This is a genomic window from Pseudomonas sp. NPDC086112 (assembly GCF_044746425.1).
GTDB lineage: Bacteria > Pseudomonadota > Gammaproteobacteria > Pseudomonadales > Pseudomonadaceae > Aquipseudomonas.
The window spans coordinates 15,414-36,290 of record NZ_JBIVCD010000012.1; the positions used below are offsets into that span (position 1 = coordinate 15,414).

Annotated in this window: 19 protein-coding genes; 9 read left to right on the plus strand and 10 right to left on the minus strand. The window is 59.2% G+C overall.

The window, feature by feature from the left end; all coding sequences use genetic code 11:
• Positions 1-136: 136 nt before the first annotated feature.
• Positions 137-1,666: an FAD-dependent oxidoreductase gene (locus tag ACIPLA_RS11185; RefSeq protein ID WP_401173158.1), complete on the minus strand. Its 1,530-nt coding sequence runs from the start codon at positions 1,664-1,666 to the stop codon at positions 137-139.
• Between the two features lie 339 nt (positions 1,667-2,005).
• On the opposite strand from ACIPLA_RS11185, the gene ACIPLA_RS11190 reads away from it, so the two are divergent.
• Positions 2,006-3,100, plus strand: coding sequence for a DUF1615 domain-containing protein (locus ACIPLA_RS11190; RefSeq protein WP_401173159.1), 1,095 nt, complete (start codon positions 2,006-2,008; stop codon positions 3,098-3,100).
• A 98-nt stretch (positions 3,101-3,198) separates the two neighbouring features.
• Positions 3,199-3,819, plus strand: a complete 621-nt coding sequence (locus tag ACIPLA_RS11195; protein ID WP_218399083.1) for a glutathione S-transferase N-terminal domain-containing protein — start codon at positions 3,199-3,201, stop codon at positions 3,817-3,819.
• Positions 3,820-3,950: 131 nt separating this feature from the next.
• Here the strand turns inward: ACIPLA_RS11195 and ACIPLA_RS11200 are convergent, their stop codons facing one another.
• Positions 3,951-4,391 (minus strand): CBS domain-containing protein, encoded by a 441-nt coding sequence (locus tag ACIPLA_RS11200; protein WP_063340970.1) that lies wholly within the window; start codon positions 4,389-4,391, stop codon positions 3,951-3,953.
• Between the two features lie 328 nt (positions 4,392-4,719).
• On the opposite strand from ACIPLA_RS11200, the gene ACIPLA_RS11205 reads away from it, so the two are divergent.
• Complete coding sequence (locus ACIPLA_RS11205) at positions 4,720-7,080, plus strand: DNA polymerase II (protein ID WP_401173239.1); 2,361 nt, start codon at positions 4,720-4,722, stop codon at positions 7,078-7,080.
• Here the strand turns inward: ACIPLA_RS11205 and ACIPLA_RS11210 are convergent.
• From ACIPLA_RS11210 to ACIPLA_RS11220, 3 genes are all read right to left on the minus strand, one after another.
• Positions 7,045-7,515 carry a DUF1810 domain-containing protein gene (locus tag ACIPLA_RS11210; RefSeq protein WP_008071147.1) on the minus strand — a complete coding sequence of 157 codons (471 nt, stop codon included), beginning with the start codon at positions 7,513-7,515 and terminating at the stop codon, positions 7,045-7,047. The two genes, ACIPLA_RS11205 and ACIPLA_RS11210, sit on opposite strands and share 36 nt — an antisense overlap.
• Positions 7,516-7,544: 29 nt before the next feature.
• Complete coding sequence (locus ACIPLA_RS11215; RefSeq protein ID WP_218399084.1) at positions 7,545-8,366, minus strand: aldo/keto reductase; 822 nt, start codon at positions 8,364-8,366, stop codon at positions 7,545-7,547.
• Positions 8,367-8,496: 130 nt separating this feature from the next.
• Entirely contained in the window at positions 8,497-9,645 is a 1,149-nt protein-coding gene (locus tag ACIPLA_RS11220) for an aldose epimerase family protein (RefSeq protein ID WP_401173160.1), read from the minus strand.
• 250 nt (positions 9,646-9,895) lie between these two features.
• On the opposite strand from ACIPLA_RS11220, the gene ACIPLA_RS11225 reads away from it, so the two are divergent.
• The 3 genes from ACIPLA_RS11225 (at position 9,896) to ACIPLA_RS11235 (ending at position 13,128) form a co-directional block, all read left to right on the plus strand.
• Positions 9,896-10,645, plus strand: coding sequence for a hypothetical protein (locus ACIPLA_RS11225; RefSeq protein WP_401173161.1), 750 nt, complete (start codon positions 9,896-9,898; stop codon positions 10,643-10,645).
• Between the two features lie 254 nt (positions 10,646-10,899).
• Positions 10,900-11,685, plus strand: coding sequence for a sulfite exporter TauE/SafE family protein (locus ACIPLA_RS11230; protein WP_401173162.1), 786 nt, complete (start codon positions 10,900-10,902; stop codon positions 11,683-11,685).
• A gap of 84 nt (positions 11,686-11,769) precedes the next feature.
• Positions 11,770-13,128, plus strand: a complete 1,359-nt coding sequence (locus ACIPLA_RS11235; protein ID WP_218399087.1) for an erythromycin esterase family protein — start codon at positions 11,770-11,772, stop codon at positions 13,126-13,128.
• 18 nt (positions 13,129-13,146) lie between these two features.
• On the opposite strand, the gene ACIPLA_RS11240 is transcribed toward ACIPLA_RS11235, so the two are convergent.
• Positions 13,147-13,515 carry a VOC family protein gene (locus tag ACIPLA_RS11240; RefSeq protein ID WP_218399088.1) on the minus strand — a complete coding sequence of 123 codons (369 nt, stop codon included), beginning with the start codon at positions 13,513-13,515 and terminating at the stop codon, positions 13,147-13,149.
• A 176-nt stretch (positions 13,516-13,691) separates the two neighbouring features.
• On the opposite strand from ACIPLA_RS11240, the gene ACIPLA_RS11245 reads away from it, so the two are divergent.
• Positions 13,692-14,225, plus strand: a complete 534-nt coding sequence (locus ACIPLA_RS11245) for a DUF4174 domain-containing protein (RefSeq protein ID WP_192343285.1) — start codon at positions 13,692-13,694, stop codon at positions 14,223-14,225.
• A gap of 15 nt (positions 14,226-14,240) precedes the next feature.
• Here ACIPLA_RS11245 and ACIPLA_RS11250 read toward each other — a convergent pair whose 3' ends face one another.
• Together ACIPLA_RS11250 and ampC are read right to left on the minus strand one after the other, a co-directional pair.
• Positions 14,241-14,375 carry a hypothetical protein gene (locus ACIPLA_RS11250; RefSeq protein ID WP_259698699.1) on the minus strand — a complete coding sequence of 45 codons (135 nt, stop codon included), beginning with the start codon at positions 14,373-14,375 and terminating at the stop codon, positions 14,241-14,243.
• Between the two features lie 184 nt (positions 14,376-14,559).
• On the minus strand, positions 14,560-15,729 hold the full coding sequence (gene ampC / locus ACIPLA_RS11255) for a class C beta-lactamase (protein WP_401173163.1): 1,170 nt from the start codon (positions 15,727-15,729) through the stop codon (positions 14,560-14,562).
• 156 nt (positions 15,730-15,885) lie between these two features.
• Here ampC and ACIPLA_RS11260 point away from each other — a divergent pair, with 156 nt between their 5' ends.
• Entirely contained in the window at positions 15,886-16,758 is an 873-nt protein-coding gene (locus ACIPLA_RS11260; protein ID WP_401173164.1) for a LysR family transcriptional regulator, read from the plus strand.
• A 123-nt stretch (positions 16,759-16,881) separates the two neighbouring features.
• Here the strand turns inward: ACIPLA_RS11260 and gudD are convergent, their stop codons facing one another.
• Complete coding sequence (gene gudD / locus ACIPLA_RS11265; RefSeq protein WP_192343287.1) at positions 16,882-18,225, minus strand: glucarate dehydratase; 1,344 nt, start codon at positions 18,223-18,225, stop codon at positions 16,882-16,884.
• A 23-nt stretch (positions 18,226-18,248) separates the two neighbouring features.
• Positions 18,249-19,595, minus strand: a complete 1,347-nt coding sequence (locus ACIPLA_RS11270) for an MFS transporter (RefSeq protein ID WP_063340954.1) — start codon at positions 19,593-19,595, stop codon at positions 18,249-18,251.
• Positions 19,596-19,961: 366 nt separating this feature from the next.
• Between ACIPLA_RS11270 and ACIPLA_RS11275 the strand changes: the two genes are divergently transcribed.
• Positions 19,962-20,675 (plus strand): FadR/GntR family transcriptional regulator, encoded by a 714-nt coding sequence (locus tag ACIPLA_RS11275; RefSeq protein ID WP_218399092.1) that lies wholly within the window; start codon positions 19,962-19,964, stop codon positions 20,673-20,675.
• The last annotated feature ends 202 nt before the right edge of the window (positions 20,676-20,877 follow it).

A 20,877-nucleotide genomic window follows, 5' to 3' on the forward strand; every position in this document is an offset into this window, starting at 1 on the left:
TTCCTAAAAAAAATGTTTTTTTGTGTGTGGCTGGCCGGATATTTTTTTTGTTTTTTTTTTTGTCACCCCGCCGCCCCCCCCCCCCCCCCCCCCCCCCCCCCCCCGCTCCCACATTTGATCTTCGTCGTTCTTGGGGTCAGCCGAAGAACGGCCGAATCCCGTGATCCCGGAAATACCGCTCGATCACCTTCGGATCGGCGCTGTAGTCGGCAATCGCTACATAGGTATCCGGCCGCAACAGGTAAAACCCGTTGCGTGTGAGTCCCGCCGCTTCAAACGCCGGCCGCCAGTCGAACACCTGCAACGGCAGGTGATGCTCGGTGCACCAGGCGATCATCTCGTCGCTGGTATCGCCATACACATGCACCTGCCAGGTCGGATTTTTCAGCGACTCGAAATTGTCCCCTTCACCGTCGTGGGCCCAAGGCAGGCGATCACCGCCGTGAACATGGCCAGCAACGCCTTCGCTCAACGGCATGCCGCGATAGTTGAGGGTGGTCTGCGACACCGTGCGAAACAGGAATTCCCGGGCAGCCTCAAACGAGATCATTTTCGGGATCAAAAAGGGTGCCACGCGAATACGCACCAAGTCGGCAATTGGCCCATCGGCCGTAACGAAACTGAAGACCCGGTCGGTGGTGGCCACTAGTCGCCGGGCAAAGGCGATGCGTTCGGTTTCATAACTGTCGAGCAGTTTGGTCGTGGCGCCACCGCTTAAGACCGTTGCGAGTTTCCAGGCCAGATTGATCGCATCGCCAATCCCGGTGTTCATACCCTGGCCACCCGCCGGGCTGTGGACATGGGCGGCGTCACCCAACAGAAACGCGCGCCCGGTGCGAAAGTGGTCCGCAACCCGGTGATGCACGCGGTAAGTCGAGAACCAGTTCACCTGATTGATCTTCAGCTTTAAATTCTCGATGGCCCGGCGGCTGACGTCTTCAAACTGGAGGGTTTCGGCACGGTCGGCGCGTTCGTCGCGAACCGTGCCGATCAGTCGGGCGCGACCTTCGTCGGACAAGGGAAAAACGGCGAGGAAGTCGGCTTCGTCGAGATCCACATGCAGTTCACCGTTGAATGTGGGGCCGCGAGCTTGCACGTCCGCCACGTAAAAAATCTGCTGGTAGGTGCCGCCCGGAAAACCGGTGTCCAGCGTCTTGCGCACAATCGACCGGGCGCCATCGCAGCCTGCGAGGTAACAGGCCTGACAGGTTTCCTGCTGGCCATCGGGCAAGCGCAGCCGGGCGGTGATGCCGTCGCCGGTTTCCTCGAAGCTTTGCAGTTCGGTATCGCGCTCCACTGTAATACCGAAGGCCTCCAGGCGTTCGATCAGCAGGCGTTCGTGCTCGTCTTGCGGATAGATTTCCAGAAACGCGTAGGGCGTCAGACCCTCGCCGATGGTGCTCAGCGGCAGGCGTGCGACAGGTTCGCCCTTGACCCAGAAATTCGCTGCGGCCACTTTATGGCCGTTTTGCACAACGGCGTCGCTGAGGTCGAGCTGGCTATACAGTTCAAGCGTTCGCGCCTGTACCGCCAGTGCACGTGAAGTGGTGCCGGGTGTCGACGTCTTGTCGATAATCCGTACCCGAATCCCCAGTTTGCTCAACCACAGCGCCAGTACCAGCCCGGTCGGGCCGGCGCCGATGATCAGCACGTCGCTACGGTTCATGAGCCTGTCCTCCGCAGTATGTGGATCAAGTATGGTTCAGCCCGAATGCACTGGCCTCCCGGCTGCCCAACGGAAAACCACGCGTGTAGCAGCTGTCGAGCTTGCGAGGCTGCGTTCGGCTGCGAAGCAGTCGTGAATCCGATTGACGCGGTCTGCCTGACGCACCGCAATCTCTGGTTTTACGACTGCTGCGCAGCCGAACGCAGCCGAACGCAGCCTCGCAAGCTCGACAGCTGCTACAGCGCTAAGGGGGAACAGTCCGCGACTGCCACAGTCATAGCCTGCGCCATGCCATTGATCGTATGGTTAACCCGGCTCAACGGATTTTGATGGAGCACCATGCAAGTCAATCGATTGATCATGAGCGTCGCGGCACTGTTGGTTCTGGCCGGTTGCGGTAGCCAACGCACGCAGGAACCGCCGGCCCGCAAGCCCGCCGAGGTCAAGGCAGAGATCATGCGCCTGTTGCCGGCCAAGACGGTCGATCGCCAAGGCTGGGCCACGGATATCTACGCGGCATTTGCTGCCCAGAACATTTCGCCGACTACGCAAAACCTGTGTTCGGTACTCGCGGTCACTGAGCAGGAATCGACGTTTCAGGCTGATCCGCGGGTGCCGGGCCTGGGCAAGATCGCCCGGGACGAGATCGACCGTCGCGCCGCCAAGGCTCACATCCCCGGCCTGTTGGTGAGCGGTGCCTTGCAGGTCAGTTCACCCAATGGCAAAAGTTACAGCGACCGGCTGAATGCCGCGCGCAGTGAAAGAGAACTCAGCGCGATTTTCGATGATTTCATCGGCATGGTGCCAATGGGGCGGACGCTGTTTGATGGTTTCAACCCGGTGCACACCGGCGGGCCGATGCAGGTCAGCATCGATTTTGCGGAGCAGCAGGCGCGGGCTTATCCCTACCCGGTGGACGGCTCGATTCGCCGTGAAGTGTTCACGCGTCGCGGTGGTCTGTATTTCGGTATTGCCCATTTGCTCGGTTATCCGGTGAGCTACGAGCAGCCGCTGTATCGCTTCGCCGATTTCAACGCCGGTTGGTACGCCAGCCGCAATGCGGCGTTTCAGAACGCGGTAAGCCGCGCGACCGGCATCCCGCTGGCGCTGGATGGCGATCTGGTGCGCTACGGTTCGATCATGCCTGGCGCTACGGAATTGGCGGTGCGCACCCTCGGCAAGCAATTGGACATGCGCAACATGACCATTCGGGATCAATTGGAGGAGGGGAAAGCCCTCGAGTTCGAGGACACCAAGCTTTATCGGCGGGTCTTCGCCTTGGCCGAACAGGCCGAAGGCCGGCCATTACCCCGTGCGGTATTGCCGGGGATTATGCTGCAAAGCCCGAAAATCACCCGCAAACTCACCACGGCGTGGTTCGCCAAGCGAGTCGATGAGCGTTATCAACGTTGCATGAAGCGTGCGGGGATGTGACTGGACCGAAAATGGTCAAAAAACCAACGCTTGACTGACAATTCGAACGCAATCTTCAGCAGCTGCTACAAAGAGAGAGTCGCAGAGGAGATTTAGTCATGTATCAGCTTTACGGACATCAGAACTCGGGTGCGGCCGCCATCGAAGCGGCGTTGGAGCTGTGCGAGGTGCCTTATCGCTTCATCGATGTCTTTTCGTCCCCGGAGACGGTTCAGGCATTGGAGAAACTCAACCCGCTCAAGCAAATTCCCACTCTGCAATTGCCCGATGGCGGTGTTCTGACCGAGAGTGCGGCCATCCTGATTCACCTGGGCCTGACGTTCCCGGAGTCGAACCTGCTGCCGGAAAACCCGCTCAAGCGTGATCAGGTTATTCGGGGCCTGGTGTACATCGTCAGCAATTGCTATGCCGCCATCGGTATCATCGACTACCCCGAGCGCTGGCTGGCCGAGGCAGACGAATCATCCAGGGAAAACCTTATGGCCGGTGCCCGCCAGCGCCTGCACTGGAGTTGGGAGGTGTTTGCCGATCAGTTCGCCGGCAAGTTGTACCTGGGCGAGGGAGCGCCGGGCGCGCTGGATATTCTGGCGGCGGTGGTAACGCGTTGGGCGGGTACCCGAGAGCACTTGCGCGTTGCGCGGCCGGGGTTTTCCGCCTGGCTCGAACGCTTCGACCGGCACCCTGCATTGGCCCCGGTTTTCGCGCGGCATTGGCCGTAAGAACACCGCCAATCAAAATGTGGGAGCGGGCTTGCTCGCGAAAGCGGTGTATCAGTCACCATAACTGTTGACTGACATACCGCTTTCGCGAGCAAGCCCGCTCCCACAAGGGGATTTGCGGTGTGCTGGAATCACTCGCCGCGAATGTACTGCTCCAACTGGCGAATCAGTTCAGCCTGTTCGGCAATGGCTTCCTTGACCAGGTCGCCGATGGACAGCAAGCCGATCAACTCGCCGTTTTCCACCACCGGCAAGTGCCGCAGGCGCTTTTCGGACATGATGCCCATGCAGGTTTCGACGGTTTGATGGGTGTCCACGGTGATCACCGGCGACACCATGATGTCGCTGACCGGCGTGCCGACAGAGGAGCGCCCCTTGAGCACCAGTTTGCGCGCATAGTCACGCTCGCTGATGATGCCGACGACCTTTCCCTCTTTCAGCACCGGTAACGCGCCGACGTTTTTTGCGGCCATCACCATCAGCGCTTCCAGCACCATTTGATGCGGTGCAATTGAGTGGACTTGCTGATTCTGTTGGGCCTTTAACTTGAGCAGTTGGGCGACGGTTTTCATGGCGGATTCTCGGGTGTTGTCGTTGTTCTTGAAGAATCGTAGAGACGCGCTCACAGAGCAAGGCAGAAAGCGGCAGATACCGCGCAAAAAGCGTCATTCAGCGATTTTTCTTTGTAAAAGCCCCACGAAAATCCAGTAGGAGCGAGGCTTGCCCGCGAAGAACGATGACGCGTAATACCTGAAAAAACGCGGTGCATTCTTCGCGGGCAAGTCGGATCGCCGCACCGCTCGCTCCTACAGGTTTTACTGGCGTTAGGGCAATCCCCCTCACCACACCGTCGATCACGCGTAGAATTACCCCTTGAATCAGATCGTTGAGGTTGCAGTGGTGGATTTACAGCAGGGCTTCGTCCTGACCCGGCATTGGCGCGATACCCCGGCCGGCACGGAAGTCGAGTTCTGGCTGGCGACCGATGCCGGTCCCCGACGCATCCGCCTGCCGCATCAACCGTCGGTAGCGTTCATTCCCGCAGCCCAGCGTGAGCAAGCCGAAGCGCTGCTGCGCGGTGAGAAAAACGTCGAGCTGAAGCCCTTGGCCCTTCTGGACTTCGAACATCGTCCGGTGCTTGGCCTGTATTGCCAGCAGCACGGTCAGTTGATGCGCCTGGAAACCGCGCTGCGCAGATCAAGCGTCGATGTATTCGAAGCCGATATCCGCCCGCCGGAACGCTACATGATGGAGCGTTTCATCACCGCTCCCGTTTTGTTCGGCGGCACGCCCGGCGCGGAAGGTCTGCTGCTCGACGCGCAAATGAAACCCGACCCCGGCTACCGACCGAAGCTCAGACTGGTCTCGCTGGACATCGAAACCACCGCTCAGGGCGAGTTGTATTCCATTGCCCTGGAAGGCTGCGGCGAGCGGCAGGTGTACATGCTCGGGCCGCCCAATGGCGATGACAGTGGGGTGGATTTCCAGCTCGAATACTGCGACTCGCGAACGCTGCTGCTGAAAAAGCTCAATGAATGGTTCGCCCGCCACGATCCCGACGCCATCATTGGCTGGAACGTCGTGCAGTTCGATCTGCGCGTACTTCACGAACATGCTCGGCGCTTGGCGGTGCCGCTGAAGCTGGGGCGTGGCGACGAAGAAATGCAGTGGCGCGAACACGGCAGTGGCAACCATTACTTCGCTTCGGCTGCCGGCCGATTGATCATCGATGGCATCGAATCGCTGCGTTCGGCGACCTGGAGCTTCCCCTCGTTCAGCCTGGAAAACGTCGCACAAACCCTGCTGGGCGAGGGCAAGTCAATCGACAATCCGTACCAGCGCATGGACGAAATCAATCGCATGTTCGCCGAGGACAAACCGGCCCTGGCGAAGTACAACCTCAAGGACTGCGAACTGGTGACGCGGATCTTCGCCAAGACCGAATTGCTGACCTTCCTGCTCGAGCGCGCCAGCGTCACCGGTTTGCCGGCGGACCGCAGCGGTGGCTCGGTGGCGGCGTTCACTCACCTGTATATGCCGTTGATGCACCGTCAGGGTTTCGTCGCACCGAACCTCGGCGGCAAACCACCGGAGGCCAGCCCCGGCGGTTTTGTCATGGACTCGCAACCCGGGCTGTACGAATCGGTACTGGTGCTCGACTACAAAAGCCTCTATCCGTCGATCATCCGCACCTTCCTGATCGACCCGGTGGGCTTGATCGAAGGGCTCAAGCATCCCGACGACAGCGAGTCGGTGCCGGGCTTTCGCGGTGCACGTTTTTCTAGAACCCGGCATTGCCTGCCGGCCATTGTCGCCCGGGTCGCCGAAGGTCGCGAAACCGCCAAGCGCGAACACAATGCGCCGTTGTCCCAGGCCTTGAAGATCATCATGAATGCCTTCTACGGCGTGCTGGGTTCCAGCGGTTGCCGCTTCTTCGATACACGGCTGGCTTCGTCCATCACCTTGCGCGGTCACGAGATCATGCTGCGCACCCGCCAGTTGATCGAAGCCCAAGGCCACGCGGTGATCTACGGCGACACCGACTCGACCTTTGTCTGGCTGCGCCGTGCCCACGGTCAGGCAGAAGCCGCACAGATCGGTCATGCGCTGGTGGACCACGTCAACCAGTGGTGGCGCGAGCATGTGAAACAGGAATACGGGCTGGAAAGTGCCCTGGAACTGCAGTTCGAAACCCACTACAAGCGCTTTCTGATGCCGACCATTCGCGGCGCCGAGGAGGGCAGCAAGAAGCGCTATGCCGGATTGGTTACCCGCGCCGATGGCACCGATGAAATGGTCTACAAGGGCCTGGAAACCGTGCGCACCGACTGGTCGCCGCTGGCCCGGCAATTCCAGCAGGAGTTGTACCTGCGCATCTTCAATCGCAAGCCCTATCAGGATTACGTGCGTGACTACGTGCGCAAGACGTTGGCCGGTGAGTTCGACGAGCGCCTGATCTATCGCAAACGCCTGCGCCGTACCCTCGACGACTATCAACGTAACGTGCCGCCCCACGTGCGGGCCGCGCGAATCGCCGACGACTACAACGACCAGCAGGGACGCCCGCGGCAATATCAGAACGGCGGCTGGATCAGTTATGTCATCACCGTCGCCGGCCCCGAGCCGCTGGAAATCCGCAGCGCGCCCATCGACTACGACCATTACGTCACTCGGCAGCTGCAGCCGGTGGCGGATGCAATCCTGCCGTTCGTGGATGACGATTTCTCAACGCTGATTGGGGGGCAGTTGGGCTTGTTTTGAGTCCAGCAGCGACAACGTCCAGTCATCCGGTATGCCGTGAAAATATTGATCCAGCGCCTGATGGAACAGGCTGCCTTTGGGCGAAACCTGGGCGAACAGTGTCATCGATGAGTGAAATTTGAGGTTGTCGGGATGGCCGAAAATCTTGGCGATCGAGCTTTGAGGAATGTCCAGAACCAGTTGCGTGCACATGCGCAAGCGTGGCCCCAGTAACGGATGCTTCAGGTACGCCGTGGCTTCTTCACTGGAGCGAATGGCAAAGTAGCGGGACATCTCGCTGTCGCCCAACCCGGAAAACTGCGGAAAGATAAACCACATCCAGTGCCGGCGCTTCTGGCCGGCGCGCAGCTCTTCCTGCACCCACTCGAACACAGGGTCTTGCGCCTGAACGAAGCGTGGCAAATTGAAAGCGTCGAGCTGATCGGTACTTCTCATGCCGATGCCCTCTGACAAACCGCGATGGCTCAGACCATGGCCAACCGCTGCTTACGTTGTGGCGCGCGAAACGCTTGGTCCAGCGCCTCCAGATCCCCGACTTCAAGCCGCAACTGCGCCGCTTGTGCATTGAGCTGCACATGCTCGGGGCGGACCGCTTTGGGGATGGCGATCACGCCGTTCTGACGCAGAATCCATGCCAGCGCTACCTGCGCAGGTGTCGCCTCGTGACGGGCGGCAACGTGCTTGAGCGTCGAATTGGCCAGCATGTGCCCGCCCTGGCCGATCGGACAATAGGCCATCACCGGCATCCGTTGGTGTTGGCTCCAGGGGAGCAAATCAAATTCGATGCCGCGCTCTTCCAGGTTATACAGCACCTGATTGGTGGCGCAGGCCGGTGAGGCCAGTTCTTCCAGGTCGTCCAGGTCGAAATTGGACACACCCCAATGGCCGATCTTGCCATCTTCGCGCAGGCGTTCGAAGGCTTCGACGGTTTCCGCAAGGGGATAGTCGCCGCGCCAGTGCAACAGGTAGAGATCGATGTAATCGGTATTCAACCGCCGCAGGCTGCGCTCGCAGGCCTGGGGAATGCCTTTGCGGCTGGCGTTGAAGGGATAGACCTTGCTGACCAGAAAAACCTGGTCGCGAAGGCCTGCGATGGCTTCACCCACCACCTCTTCAGCGCCTCCTTCAGCGTACATTTCAGCGGTGTCGATCAGGGTCATGCCCAATTCGATGCCCAAGCGCAACGCTGCAACTTCCTTTGTGTGTCGGGAGCGTTCCTCTCCCATGCGCCAGGTTCCTTGGCCGATGACCGGCACTTGGCTGCCGGCCAGCTCAAGAATACGCATGCATCCTCCTTTCGAAAGTCCGATCGATACTTCAGTTGGCAGCAAAATGGCCCGGTGGTTCCGTGGCGATCTCGAAAGATCGCAGCCTCTGTAGGCGCTGCCGAAGGCTGCGATCTTTTGATCTTCTAACCTACAGGGTAGAAAACTTGTACACCGTAGTCTGGGTATAGCGCTTGCCCGGATCCAGCCGTGTGGACGGGAAGTTCGGCTGGTTCGGCGAATCCGGATAATGCTGAGTCTCCAGAGTAAACGCCCCCCAATGCGGATAAACCTTGCCAGCCTTACCCTTGACCGTGCCATCAAGGAAGTTGCTGGTATAGAACTGCACGCCGGGCTCGGTAGTGTAGAGCTGCAACCGGCGGCCGGATTGCGGATCGCTGACATCGGCAGCGAGTTTGCCCAGATCACCCTTGGCGTCCAGCACCCAGTTGAAATCGAAACCGCCTTGTTTCGGTTCGGCGAATTTCAGTTGCGGGTGATCAGCCTTGATGTGTTGACCGATGGCGGTCGGTTGGGTGAAGTCCATGGGTGTGCCGGCGACTAGGGCCAGTTCACCGGTGGGGATCAGTTTGCCGGTGACCGGCGTGTAACGGGCTGCATGCAAAGTCGCAAGTTGCTTCAGTACGTCGCCGTTGCCCGCGCCGGCCAGATTGAAGTAACTGTGGTTGGTCAGGTTCAGCACGGTGGGTTGGTCGGTGCTGGCCTTGTACTCGATGCGCAGCTCATTGCTCTCGGTGAGGCTGTAGGTGACTTCGGTTTTCAGGTTGCCCGGGAAACCCATTTCACCGCCCGCCGACAGATACGTCAGGGTCACGCCCACCGAATCCTTGCCTTTGCTCGGTTCGGCTTTCCACACCCGTTTATCAAAACCCTGCGCCCCGCCGTGCAGTGAATTGCTGCCGTCGTTGAGTGGTACCTGATAGCGCTTGCCGTCCAGCTCGAAGGCACCGTTGGCCAGGCGATTGCCGAAGCGGCCAATGGTCGCGCCGAAGTACGCGGTGCCGCTTTGGTAACCCTGCACGTCGTCGAAGCCCAGCACCACATCATCGAGTTTGCCGTTTTTGTCCGGCACTTTCAGCGACTGCAGAATCCCGCCGTAGGTAATGACCGTGGCTTGCAGGCCATGGCTGTTGCGCAAGATGTATTGCTCGACGGGCGTGCCGTCATTGGTTTTGCCGAAGGCTTTCTGTTCGCTGGACAAGCCAGCGGCGTGAGCGGGGAGGGTGGCGATCATCAGGGACAGTCCGAGGCCGGAGAGCAGGTATCGAGATTGAAGCATGGTTGACCTTCCTTTTTGTTGTTTTGTAAGAAGTAGTCATACTAATGATCGGGTTTTAATGCGATCAAGGAAGGATTTATAGCTTATCTACGCAGTGTTGCAATTATAAAGTATGACTAATAAGGAGCCGCTTTCACGGTGATTCGCGTTTACGGACCACCGGCACTGCACTTTTTCGGCTTTCGCGGTTCTATCCTTGGCCAGCCCGCGGCGATCCCCACCGCCGGCCCATGCCCAAGTTCAAGAACCCATGGCTCGAGTTTTACCCCGCTTTACCCCGCACATTCGCCGTTATTGCTGGCTGCTGACAGGCCTGTCGATGCTCTTCGCCAGTGGCTGCAGCCATCAGCCGGGCAACGATATCGTCAGCCAGTTTCGCAACGGCCAACCCCAGGAATTCCTCCAGACCAGCGTCGACCGCATGGCGACCCTGACGATGCGTGACAACCTCGAAAGCCTCTACCTGCTGATGAATAAGCTCTACCTGCGCAACCCGCAGGAGCTGAAGAAATCCGGCTTCCTCGATGTCGGCACCGCGGAAAAACAAGTGCGCATGGCCATCGAACAGCAAGAGCCGCTACCCACTCTCGGCGGCAAAAAAGACCTCGCCGCGCTGAGCTACGCCATGAGCCCGGAATTTCTCGGCGACCGGGTCGGTGCCTTTATCTATGCCATCGGCAGCATGCTGGTCACCGCTCATGGCAACCGGCTGGAGTTCTACATGACGGATGCGATCAACCCGACCTTCGTCAGCAATGCCGCGCGCAACATCGAAAAAGCCACCTGGATTTTGAGTCAGCGGCAAAACAAGCAAGGCGAGCCCTTGCTGTTTTCCAACGAAATTTCGGAGGAGGGCAGCAACCTGAGCTTTGCCGTGGAGTTCGGCAAAATCGTCGCGCGGCTGGACCTGCTGACCCAAATGCTCGACGAACGCTACCGGCGGATCGGCCTCAACTATGCCCAGAGTTTGCTGTTCCTGAATTTTTTGCCGGTGCAGTAAAACGAGTGCTGAACCCAAATCCCCTGTGGGAGCGGGCTTGCTCGCGAAGGCGTTGTGTCAGTCGCCATGAGTGTCGGCTGATACACCGCCTTCGCGAGCAAGCCCGCTCCCACAAGGGGGATTTGGTGGAGAGGGAAAACTGTGTTCCGCCTCAATGAGTTGGCATAACGATAGACCGCATCGATATAACTGGTTATAAGAAAAATCGCTATGCTGCGAGCCGGTTATTCTCCTGCGATTCTCTGGGCGTATTAATGGAATTCGGTAATTTCGGGTTGGTCGTTGCAGGTCTGGTGGTCGGCTTTATTGTCGGCATGACCGGCGTCGGAGGCGGTTCGTTGATGACGCCGATTCTGCTGTGGTTCGGCGTCAACCCGGCGACGGCGGTGGGCACGGACTTGCTGTACGCGGCCATTACCAAATCCAGTGGTGTGCTGGTTCATCGCAAGAACAAGAACATCGACTGGGCGATCACCGGTTGGCTGACCCTCGGCAGTGTGCCGGCGGTGGCGCTGACGCTGTGGTTTTTGAGCAGCTTGCAGACCTCGCCCGATGCGATGAACGCCGTTATCAAACAAGCCCTGGGCTTCGTATTGTTCGCCACGGCGCTGGCCATTTTCTTCAAGAAACGCTTGCTCGATTTCGCCCACAAACGGGCTGGCGGCCACTACAACCCTAGCGGGCCCCGGTTGAATGCACTGACCGTCATCACCGGATTGGTCCTTGGCGCCATGGTAGCCCTGACCTCCATCGGGGCTGGCGCTCTGGGCACAGTAGCGCTGTTCATTCTGTACCCGATGCTCCCCACCCGCCGCCTGGTCGGCACCGAAATCGCTCACGCGGTGCCCCTGACCCTGGTCGCCGGCCTGGGCCATGCGAGCATGGGCAACATGGATTGGCATATTTTGGGCTACTTGCTGGTCGGTTCGCTGCCGGGGATTTACCTGGGCAGCCATTTGACCGGGCGTATCTCCGACGAACTGCTGCGTCCATGCCTGGCCACGATGCTGGTGCTGATCGGCTACAAGCTGGCGTTCTGATCCGGCACCACTGAATTTAGCGGAATCATGCCCTCACTGGCGTAGTCAAAATTATGACCACGTTCAGATGAGGTCATGACGTCCATGAACAGCCCCGTAAACGATCTTCTACGACGATTCAGCCGCCCTCGCGGCGAGCCACCCGGCAACGCGGCCGAGGTGCTACGCCGTCATGCCGAGCCGTTGCCTGCACTCGACTCACCTGAATTCGGCAAACTCTTCGACCGCTTTGGCGATGCCAGCGTGGTGCTGATCGGCGAAGCCAGCCACGGCACCCAGGACTTCTACCAGACCCGAGCGGCGATCACCCGCCGCCTGATCGAGCAGCATGGCTTCGGCATCGTCGCGGTCGAAGCCGACTGGCCCGATGCCGGCCAGATCGACCGATGTGTCCGCGACCTGGGCCGCTCTGCCTGGAAAAAACAGGCCTTCGCCCGATTCCCCACCTGGATGTGGCGCAATACCGCTGTGCAGACTTTCACCCGCTGGCTGCACCACCATAATCGCGGCTTGGCGCTTGAGCAGCGGGTGGAGTTTCGGGGGCTGGATGTTTACAGCATGCGTCATTCCATCGACGAAGTGCTGGGCTATCTCGACAAGACCGATCCGCAGCTGGCAAAAGAGGCCCGCCATCGCTACAGCTGCCTGACGCCGTGGCATGACGACCCGGCGCTGTACGGTCATTTCGCTGAGCGGGGCAACATGGCCACGTGCGAGGACGCAGTGGTCGAGCAATTGAATGTGTTGCTGGGCGAACGGCTTGACCCGATGGTCGCCGACGACGAGGCGTTTTTCAGCGCCACCCAGAACGCCCGCGTGGTGCGGGCCGCCGAGCAGTATTACCGCGCCATGTACCGCGGCTCGACCGCCTCGTGGAACCTGCGTGACCTGCACATGTTCGACACCTTGCAAACCCTGATGGTGCATCGCGGGGCAGGCGCCAAAGCGGTGGTGTGGGCGCATAACTCACACATCGGCAACGCCGCCGCGACGCAAATGGGCTGGGAGGGGCAATTCAACATCGGCCAGTTGTGCCGCACGGCCTACGGCTCACAAGCGGTGCTGATCGGCATGGGCACCGACCATGGCACCGTCGCCGCCGCCGACGACTGGGACGAGCCGATGCAGGTCAAACAGGTGAACCCGGCATTGGCCGACAGTTGGGAACAACTGTTTCTCCAGGCCGGTATTCCCGCAGCACTGCTCGACTGGCGGACGTCACCGAGCGAGGAATTGCTGGACGTACTGGCTGAGCCATTACTTGAGCGCGCCATCGGCGTCATCTATCGACCCAGGACCGAGCGCCAGAGCCATTACTTTCAGGCCGTACTGGCAGAGCAGTTCGACGCTTTTGTCTGGATCGAAAAAACCCACGCGGTCTCGCCATTGCCGGAGCCTGAGTTCATGGAACACGAGGAAGACACCTTTCCGTTCGGTATATGACACGCCAATGACGGGTCTCTATTCCCGGGTAAAGATCTCCATCAGATGCCCGTCCGGGTCATCGAAATACACCCGCTGGCCACCGCCGCAATCATTGATCTCATTCGGCCGTTGTTTGCCAGGATCTGCCCACCAGGGCTGCTTGCGCGCTTGCAGGCGAGCGAAGGCTGCATCGAAGTCTTTGTCGCCAATCAGGAACGCATAGTGTTGGGAGGCAATCGGCGGGTCGTTGTTGTAGAAATCCAGCGACACGCCATTATCGAATTTGACCACCAGCATTGGTCCGAACGGCTCGGGATCGGGCAGGCCGAGGAGGTCGGTCAGGTAGCGGGCCGACACCTGTTTGTCACGGCACCAGACGATGGTGTGGTTCAGCTGAGCGCTCATGGAAAAATCCTCACGGCGAATCAGGTGGTGCGAGTTGTGCTATGAGATTAGCTCAGGCTGTTGCGCAATGACCGCCCTGACCTAAGCTTGGGGCAAGGCGAACATAAATACGCCTCACCCGGAACGTTCGCCGCGATGCGCAATCATTAGAGCGTGGATATCAAAAGGAGATGCGCATGCTCATCAGGTCTTTGACCCTGGCTACTTTGCTGGCTTTCGTCGGCCCCTTGTTCGCCGCCGATGACGATTCCCCTCTGGTTAAAGACGTGGGCAGGGCCCGTCCCTTGATTGTCATCGCGCCCAGTTCGGTTGATCCCACCTGGGTCAGCCTGAAAAAATCGCTGGATGAACCCGCCAGCCGCAAGGGCTTCACCGAGCGAAACATGGTGCTGTACACCGTGATCAATACGATGGGGCAACGCGACGGAAAAGACCTCGACCCGCAAACGACAATGGCGTTGATCCGCTCGCTGAAATTGGGCGCCGGGGCGAAGAGCAAAATCATCCTGGTCGGCAAGGACGGCGAAAAGAAGCTTGAAAAGGATGTGGTCGAGCTGAAAGAGATTTTCAGCACCATCGACGCGCTGCCAGCCGCCGAAAAGGAAGCGACAGTACCGGTGCCAGCGCCGGTGGCTGAGGTTGCACCGGCCAAAGGCGCAAAGGGCAAACCGGCGAAGCCCGCCAAACCGCCTGAGATGCCGGATGATTGAATTTCTGCTGGTAAGTTAAGACATTTGAGCGACGAAAATCCTGTGGGAGCGTGGCTTGCCCGCGAAGAATGCGCTGCGGTTTTTCAGGTACTGCGCGTCATTGTTCTTCGCGGGCAAGCCACGCTCCCACAGGATCTGCGTCTTGACCATTTTTCGTTTATCCCCCGAACGTCCGTAGCAGCTGCTGAGCCCGCGAGGCTGCGTTCGGCTGCGAAGCAGTCGCAAGGTCTGTCACCGCGTTCTTTCAGGTAAACGGCATTCACCGGATGACGACCGCTTCGCGGCCGAACGCAGCCTCGTGGGCTCGGCAGCTGCTACGGCGCGTCACCCTCGGCTATTTGGTCAGCGCACTCAATATTTTGTGGGCGACTTTGACTCGCTCGGGGTTTGGGTAGTTTTTGTTGGCCAGGATCACGATGCCAATGTCCTTCGCCGGGACAAAGGCGACGTAGGCGCCAAAGCCGCCGGTTGAGCCGGTTTTGTTGATCAGCACAGTGTCACGTGGAGGCTGCGGCGGGTTCAGCCACCGGACTTCATGCGCCTCAAAGGCCATCTGCGACGAGTTGCCCGCCAGCAATGTATCGAGCGTCGCCGGGTAGTTGTAGAACTCCCACCCCAACCCTTGAGTCATCTCGCCAACGGTGTAGTAACCGGTATGAGTGGTGGCGATGGCTTGCTGCAAGGGCTTTTCCAGCGAAGCCGGATTCATGTTCGCTTCAACATAGCGAAGCAGGTCCGAGGCGCTGGTTTTAACGCCATAGGCTTCGGAATCCAGCGCGCCCGGTTCGACCCGCACAGGCTTGTCGTCCTTGTTGTAACCCTGGGCATAAAGCGCCATCTGATCCTGCGGCACCTTGAGGTAGCTGTGCTTGAGGCCGAGTTTGGGCAGCAAGGTGTTCTCCATCAGTTCATCGAACGGCGCCCCCATGCTTTGCGCCGCCAGATAGCCGAACAACCCAAGGCTGGGGTTTGAATACAGGCGATGAGTGCCGGCGGCGTAGGCCGGTTTCCACTGCTTGAAATAGCCGAGCATTTTGTCCTGATGGTCTGCATCGCTGGGGAATTGCAGGGGCAAACCACCGGCGGTGTAGGTGCCGAGTTGCAGCACGCTGATGCTGTCAAATGCGCTGCCACGTAATGTCGGTAAAACCTGACTGGCGTTGTCCGACAGGGCCAGTTTGCCTGTCGCCTGCGCGTAGGCGGCAAGGGTGGCGGTGAAGGTTTTGCTCACCGAACCGATCTCGAACAGGGTGTTGTTTGCTACCGGTTGCCCGGTTTCTTTCGACGCCACGCCGTAGTTAAAGTAATGCTGTTTTCCGTTGAGCGTTATGGCCACGGCCATGCCGGGAATCCTCTGGGCCTGCATGACCGGCCGGACGGCGTCGTTAACAATCGTCTCGATGGGTTGGTCCGTCCGGGCCGCGGCAACACAATGGCTGGCGCCGAATACCGCCACGCAAGCCGCGAGAATCTTCAATCTGGCCGCATTTATCTTGTTCGTCATTGTTTCAATTCCATTATTTTTCGTGGTGTTAACCGCTACACTCCGAGCGGTTTTTCAAGCCGGTCCGTTGCTGGGCGAGCCAAATCTATGCAGTTTGGCGAATACCCACAAACGACGATATTTCAGATGAGCCATTAGAAAATTTTGGGAGTGGGCATGATTCGACCTCATCTGCCGCTGAATGCGCTACGCGCCTTCGAGGCTTCGGCACGCCATCTGAGTTTTACACGGGCGGCGGTGGAGTTGTGTGTCACGCAGGCGGCGGTGAGTCATCAGGTCAAAAGCCTTGAAGCCCAGCTTAACGTGACCTTGTTCAAGCGCCTGCCCCGAGGCCTGATGCTGACCAACGAAGGTGAAACCCTGCTGCCGGTGTTGCGCGACTCTTTCGACCGGATCGCCGAAACCCTTGAGCGTTTCGAGGGCGGGCATTTTCGCGAGGTGTTGACAGTGGGGGCGGTGGGGACGTTTGCGGTCGGTTGGCTGTTACCGCGGCTGGTGGATTTTCAGACGAAACATCCGTTTATCGATTTGCGTCTGTCGACCAACAATAACCGGGTGGACGTGGCCGCTGAAGGGCTGGATTACGCCATTCGCTTTGGCGCGGGGGCGTGGCATGGGATCGAAGCGGTACGGTTGATCGAGGCGCCGTTGTCGGTGCTCTGCGTTCCCGAGATTGCGCGGCAATTGCACACGCCGGCCGATCTGTTGCAGCAAACGTTGTTGCGCTCCTATCGCACGGATGAGTGGCCGGAGTGGTTTCAGGCGACTGGTCTTTCGGCCCATGCCGCACCGCCCCGGAGCATCGTCTTCGATTCCTCGCTGGCGATGATGGAAGCGGCGTTGCAAGGAGCGGGAGTGGCATTGGCGCCGCCCTTGATGTTCTCTCGACAACTGGCGGCGGGTGCAATCGAGCAACCGTTCGACATCGGGATCACCACGGGCAGCTACTGGCTGACCCGCTTGCAGTCGCGCCCTGAAACGTCGGCGATGACCGCGTTCAAGGACTGGCTGCTGCAAGCATCGCATTAATACAAAACCCTGTGGGAGCGGGCTTGCTCGCGAAGGGGTCATCACATTCAACATTGATGTTGACTGACACACCGCCTTCGCGAGCAAGCCCGCTCCCACAGGGATCACGGCGCTTTCAGAAGCCTACCGCACCAGACACGGTCGCTTGTTATCGAATTTCCACCCCGGGATCAGAAACTGCATCGCCACGCTGTCATCCCGCGCGCCCAGTCCCATGCCTTTGTACAGCTCATGGGCCTTGGCCAGTTGATCCATGTCCAGCTCAACCCCCAGGCCAGGTTTTTTCGGCACCTGCACGCAGCCGTCGACGATTTGCAGCGGCGCTTTGGTCAGACGTTGGCCGTCCTGCCAGATCCAGTGGGTGTCGATGGCCGTGATTTCACCCGGCGCGGCGGCTGCGACGTGGGTGAACATGGCCAGGGAAATATCGAAGTGGTTGTTGGAATGTGAGCCCCAGGTCAGGCCCCATTCGTGGCACATCTGCGCGACTCGAACCGAGCCTTGCATGGTCCAGAAGTGCGGGTCTGCCAAAGGAATATCTACTGACTGCAACTGGATCGCATGGCCCATTTCCCGCCAGTCGGTGGCGATCATGTTGGTCGCGGTTTTCAGGCCCGTGGCACGACGGAATTCGGCCATGACTTCACGGCCCGAGTAACCGTTTTCCGCACCGCACGGGTCTTCGGCGTAAGCGAGAACGTGATGCTGATCCCGGCACAGGCGGATCGCTTCTTTGAGCGACCAGGCGCCATTCGGATCAAGGGTGATGCGCGCATCGGGAAAACGTTCGGCGAGGGCGGTGACCGCTTCGATTTCCTCGTCGCCACTCAACACGCCGCCCTTGAGTTTGAAGTCCTTGAAACCATAACGGGCGTGGGCAGCTTCCGCCAGGCGCACCACGGCGCCGGCGCTCATGGCTTTTTCGTGACGCACTCGGAACCAGTCGTTGTCGGCGTCCGGTTCGCTGCGGTAGGCCAGATCGGTTTCATTGCGATCACCGACATAAAACAGATAACCGAGCATCTTCACTTCGTCGCGCTGCTGGCCTTCGCCGAGCAGGGCCGCGACCGGTACGTCCAAATGCTGACCGAGCAAGTCGAGCAGGGCGGCTTCAAGGCCAGTGACCGCGTGAATGGTGATGCGCAGGTCGAAGGTCTGCAGGCCGCGACCGCCAGCATCGCGATCGGCAAAGGTCTGGCGCACTTGATTGAGGATCTTCTGGTAAGTGCCGATCGGGCTGCCGACCACCAGTGCGCGCGCATCTTCCAGCGTCTGACGAATACGCTCGCCACCCGGCACTTCTCCGACGCCAGTGTGACCGGCGTTGTCCTTGAGGATCACGATGTTGCGGGTGAAAAACGGGCCGTGGGCGCCACTCAGATTGAGCAGCATGCCATCGTGGCCAGCCACGGGAACAACCTGCATGCTGGTGATGATCGGGGCTTTTGCGGCTTCTTGTGGAGTCATTTTTTTGTCCTTACAACCAATGTTCAGGCGTGATTAGGTGCTGGTTTGCCCAGGGCAACCACAGGTGCAGGTTTCGGTTTATTGCGCGCGGCGAAAACGATGATCGCGGCGATGATCGAGGTGGCGGCCAGGCCGTACAGCCCGCCCTGAATCGAGCCGGTGTGTTGTTCCAGCAGACCGAAGGTGGTCGGCGCAACGAAGCCACCGAGGTTGCCCACCGAGTTGATGAGTGCAATCACACCCGCAGCAATCCGTGCATCCAGGTACGCCTGGGGAATTGGCCAGAACAGCGACGATGCCGATTTGAAACCCAGCGCGGCGAAGCAAATGGCGACGAAGGCGAAGATCGGCCCGCCCGTGGTGGACATGAACATCCCGGCGGCAGCGATCAGCAGCGCAGCGGCGACCCAGGCTTGCTGGTGTTTCCATTTGGCCGACAGTGTGGCGAAGGCGTACATGCCGACGATCGACAGCAACCACGGAATCGAGTTGAACAACCCGACCTGGATGTCGCTCAGGTCGCCCATCTTCTTGATGATGCTCGGCAGCCAGAAGGTCGCGGCGTAGATGGTCAATTGGATGAAGAAGTAGATCACGCAGAACAGGATGATCTGGCGATCCTTGAGCAGCGTGCCCAGCGACGGTTTGATCGGCGTCGCGGCTTCGCGGGCCAGTTGTTCGTCATCGATGGCTTTGACCAGCGCGTCCTGCTCAGGAAGGGTCAGCCATTTGGCGTCGTGGGGCTTGGAGTCCAGCCAGAACCAGACGAACACGCACAGCCCGACCGAGAACATCCCTTCAATGAAGTACATCCATTGCCAGCCGTGCATGCCCAAACCACTGATTTGCAGCAGCAGCCCGGACAGCGGGCCGGAGATCAGCGACGCAATGGCCGAGCCACTGAGGAAGATCGCAATCGCCTTGCCGCGTTCGACGCCAGGCAACCAGCGGGTGAAGTAATAAATCACCCCAGGGAAGAAACCGGCTTCGGCCACACCGAGCAAAAACCGCAGAATGTAGAAGTGGGTTTCGTTCTGGATGAACGCCATGCAGGCGGCCACCAGGCCCCAGGTCAGCATGATGCGCGTCAGCCAGATTCGTGCACCGACTTTTTGCAGGAGGATGTTGGAAGGGACTTCAAACAGCGCGTAACCGATGAAGAACAGACCGGCGCCGAAGCCGTAGGCGGCAGCGCCAATGCCCAGGTCATGTTCCATGTGGGCGCGGACGAAGCCGATGTTCACACGGTCGATGTAGTTGACGATGAACATGATCACGAACAGCGGCAGAACGTGGCGTTTCACTTTCGAGATGGCAGACTTCAGGACCGAATCGGCGCCCTCGGTCATCCCGGATATGGATGTATTCACTGCTTTTTCTCCCACTCGTTATTTTTATGCGGGGTGTGGCTGGGTGTTGCGTTGTTGATAGACATCATACAACTAGGTTTTTTTGTTCTACAAGTACTGTCACTCAACAAAATGGTGCTAGGCGGAAGGTTTTTTATTCGTTTTATGGGTTTGTGCGGCGTATTTGTTGGGTTGTGCCCCGGATTTCTTCAGTCGATAATTTCCCTTTGTCGCGGCGGAGCGCTTCGGTGCGATGGTGTAAATCGTCTTTTGTGCAGTGAAATTTGAGTGTTGTCATACAAGTTAGGCGGCGTTTTATTGAGATTCCCGTCATCGAAAAGCGCGCACGGTGATACGATCCGGATACCCGCTTTTCGGATGATCACCATGCAAGAAGACATCGACGCACCTGCCCGCAAGCGTGCCCATAACCTGGCCCATGATCTGGTGAGCAAACTGACCCAGAGCATCCTGCTCGGTCAGATGGTGCCGGGGGACAAGCTGCCGTCGGAGAACTCGATTGTTCAGGAGCATGGCGTCAGTCGCACAGTGGTGCGCGAAGCGATCTCGAAGTTGCAGGCTTCGGGGTTGGTGGAAACCCGTCACGGCATCGGCACTTTTGTTCTGGAGCGCGCACCGGATCAGGGGCTGCGTCTGAATGTCGATACGGCACTGGGCGTGCGCAGTATTCTGGAGTTGCGCATGGGCCTGGAAACCCAGGCTGCGGCGCTGGCAGCGGTTCGTCGCACAGACCAGCAATTGGCGCAGATGCGTGAAGCGCTGGATGACTATCAAAGCCTGTTGGCCAACAACGACAGTTGCGTCGAGGCAGACAAACGCTTTCATCTGCTGATCGCCGAAGCCACCGGCAACGCGTGTTTCACCGAGATCATGCAGCACCTGGGCAGCGCCATGATCCCCCGGACCCGCGTCAATGCCGCCGAGCGCGGGTCGGCGGATTTGAGCAAGCTGGGGCACCTCGCCAACCTCGAACACGAGGCGATTCTAAACGCCATCAAACGCCAGGATCCGGATGCGGCGCGGGCGGCAATGTGGTTACACCTGACCAACAGCCGCGACCGCTTTTCGGCTGATCGGTAGTCGCCGTTGGTCTCCTTGATAGCACCCCTTTTGCAGATTGTCCGACGACAGGCGATAAACGAAACCCGGCCGATGGACCCAATGTCAGTCAGTTAAGGCGCGGAACCTGTGGGAGCGGGCTTGCTCGCGAAAGCGGTGTATCAGGCGACATCAAAAGTTAAGTATACCACGGCGGAAAGTAAACAACCCAACCCAGCAGAAA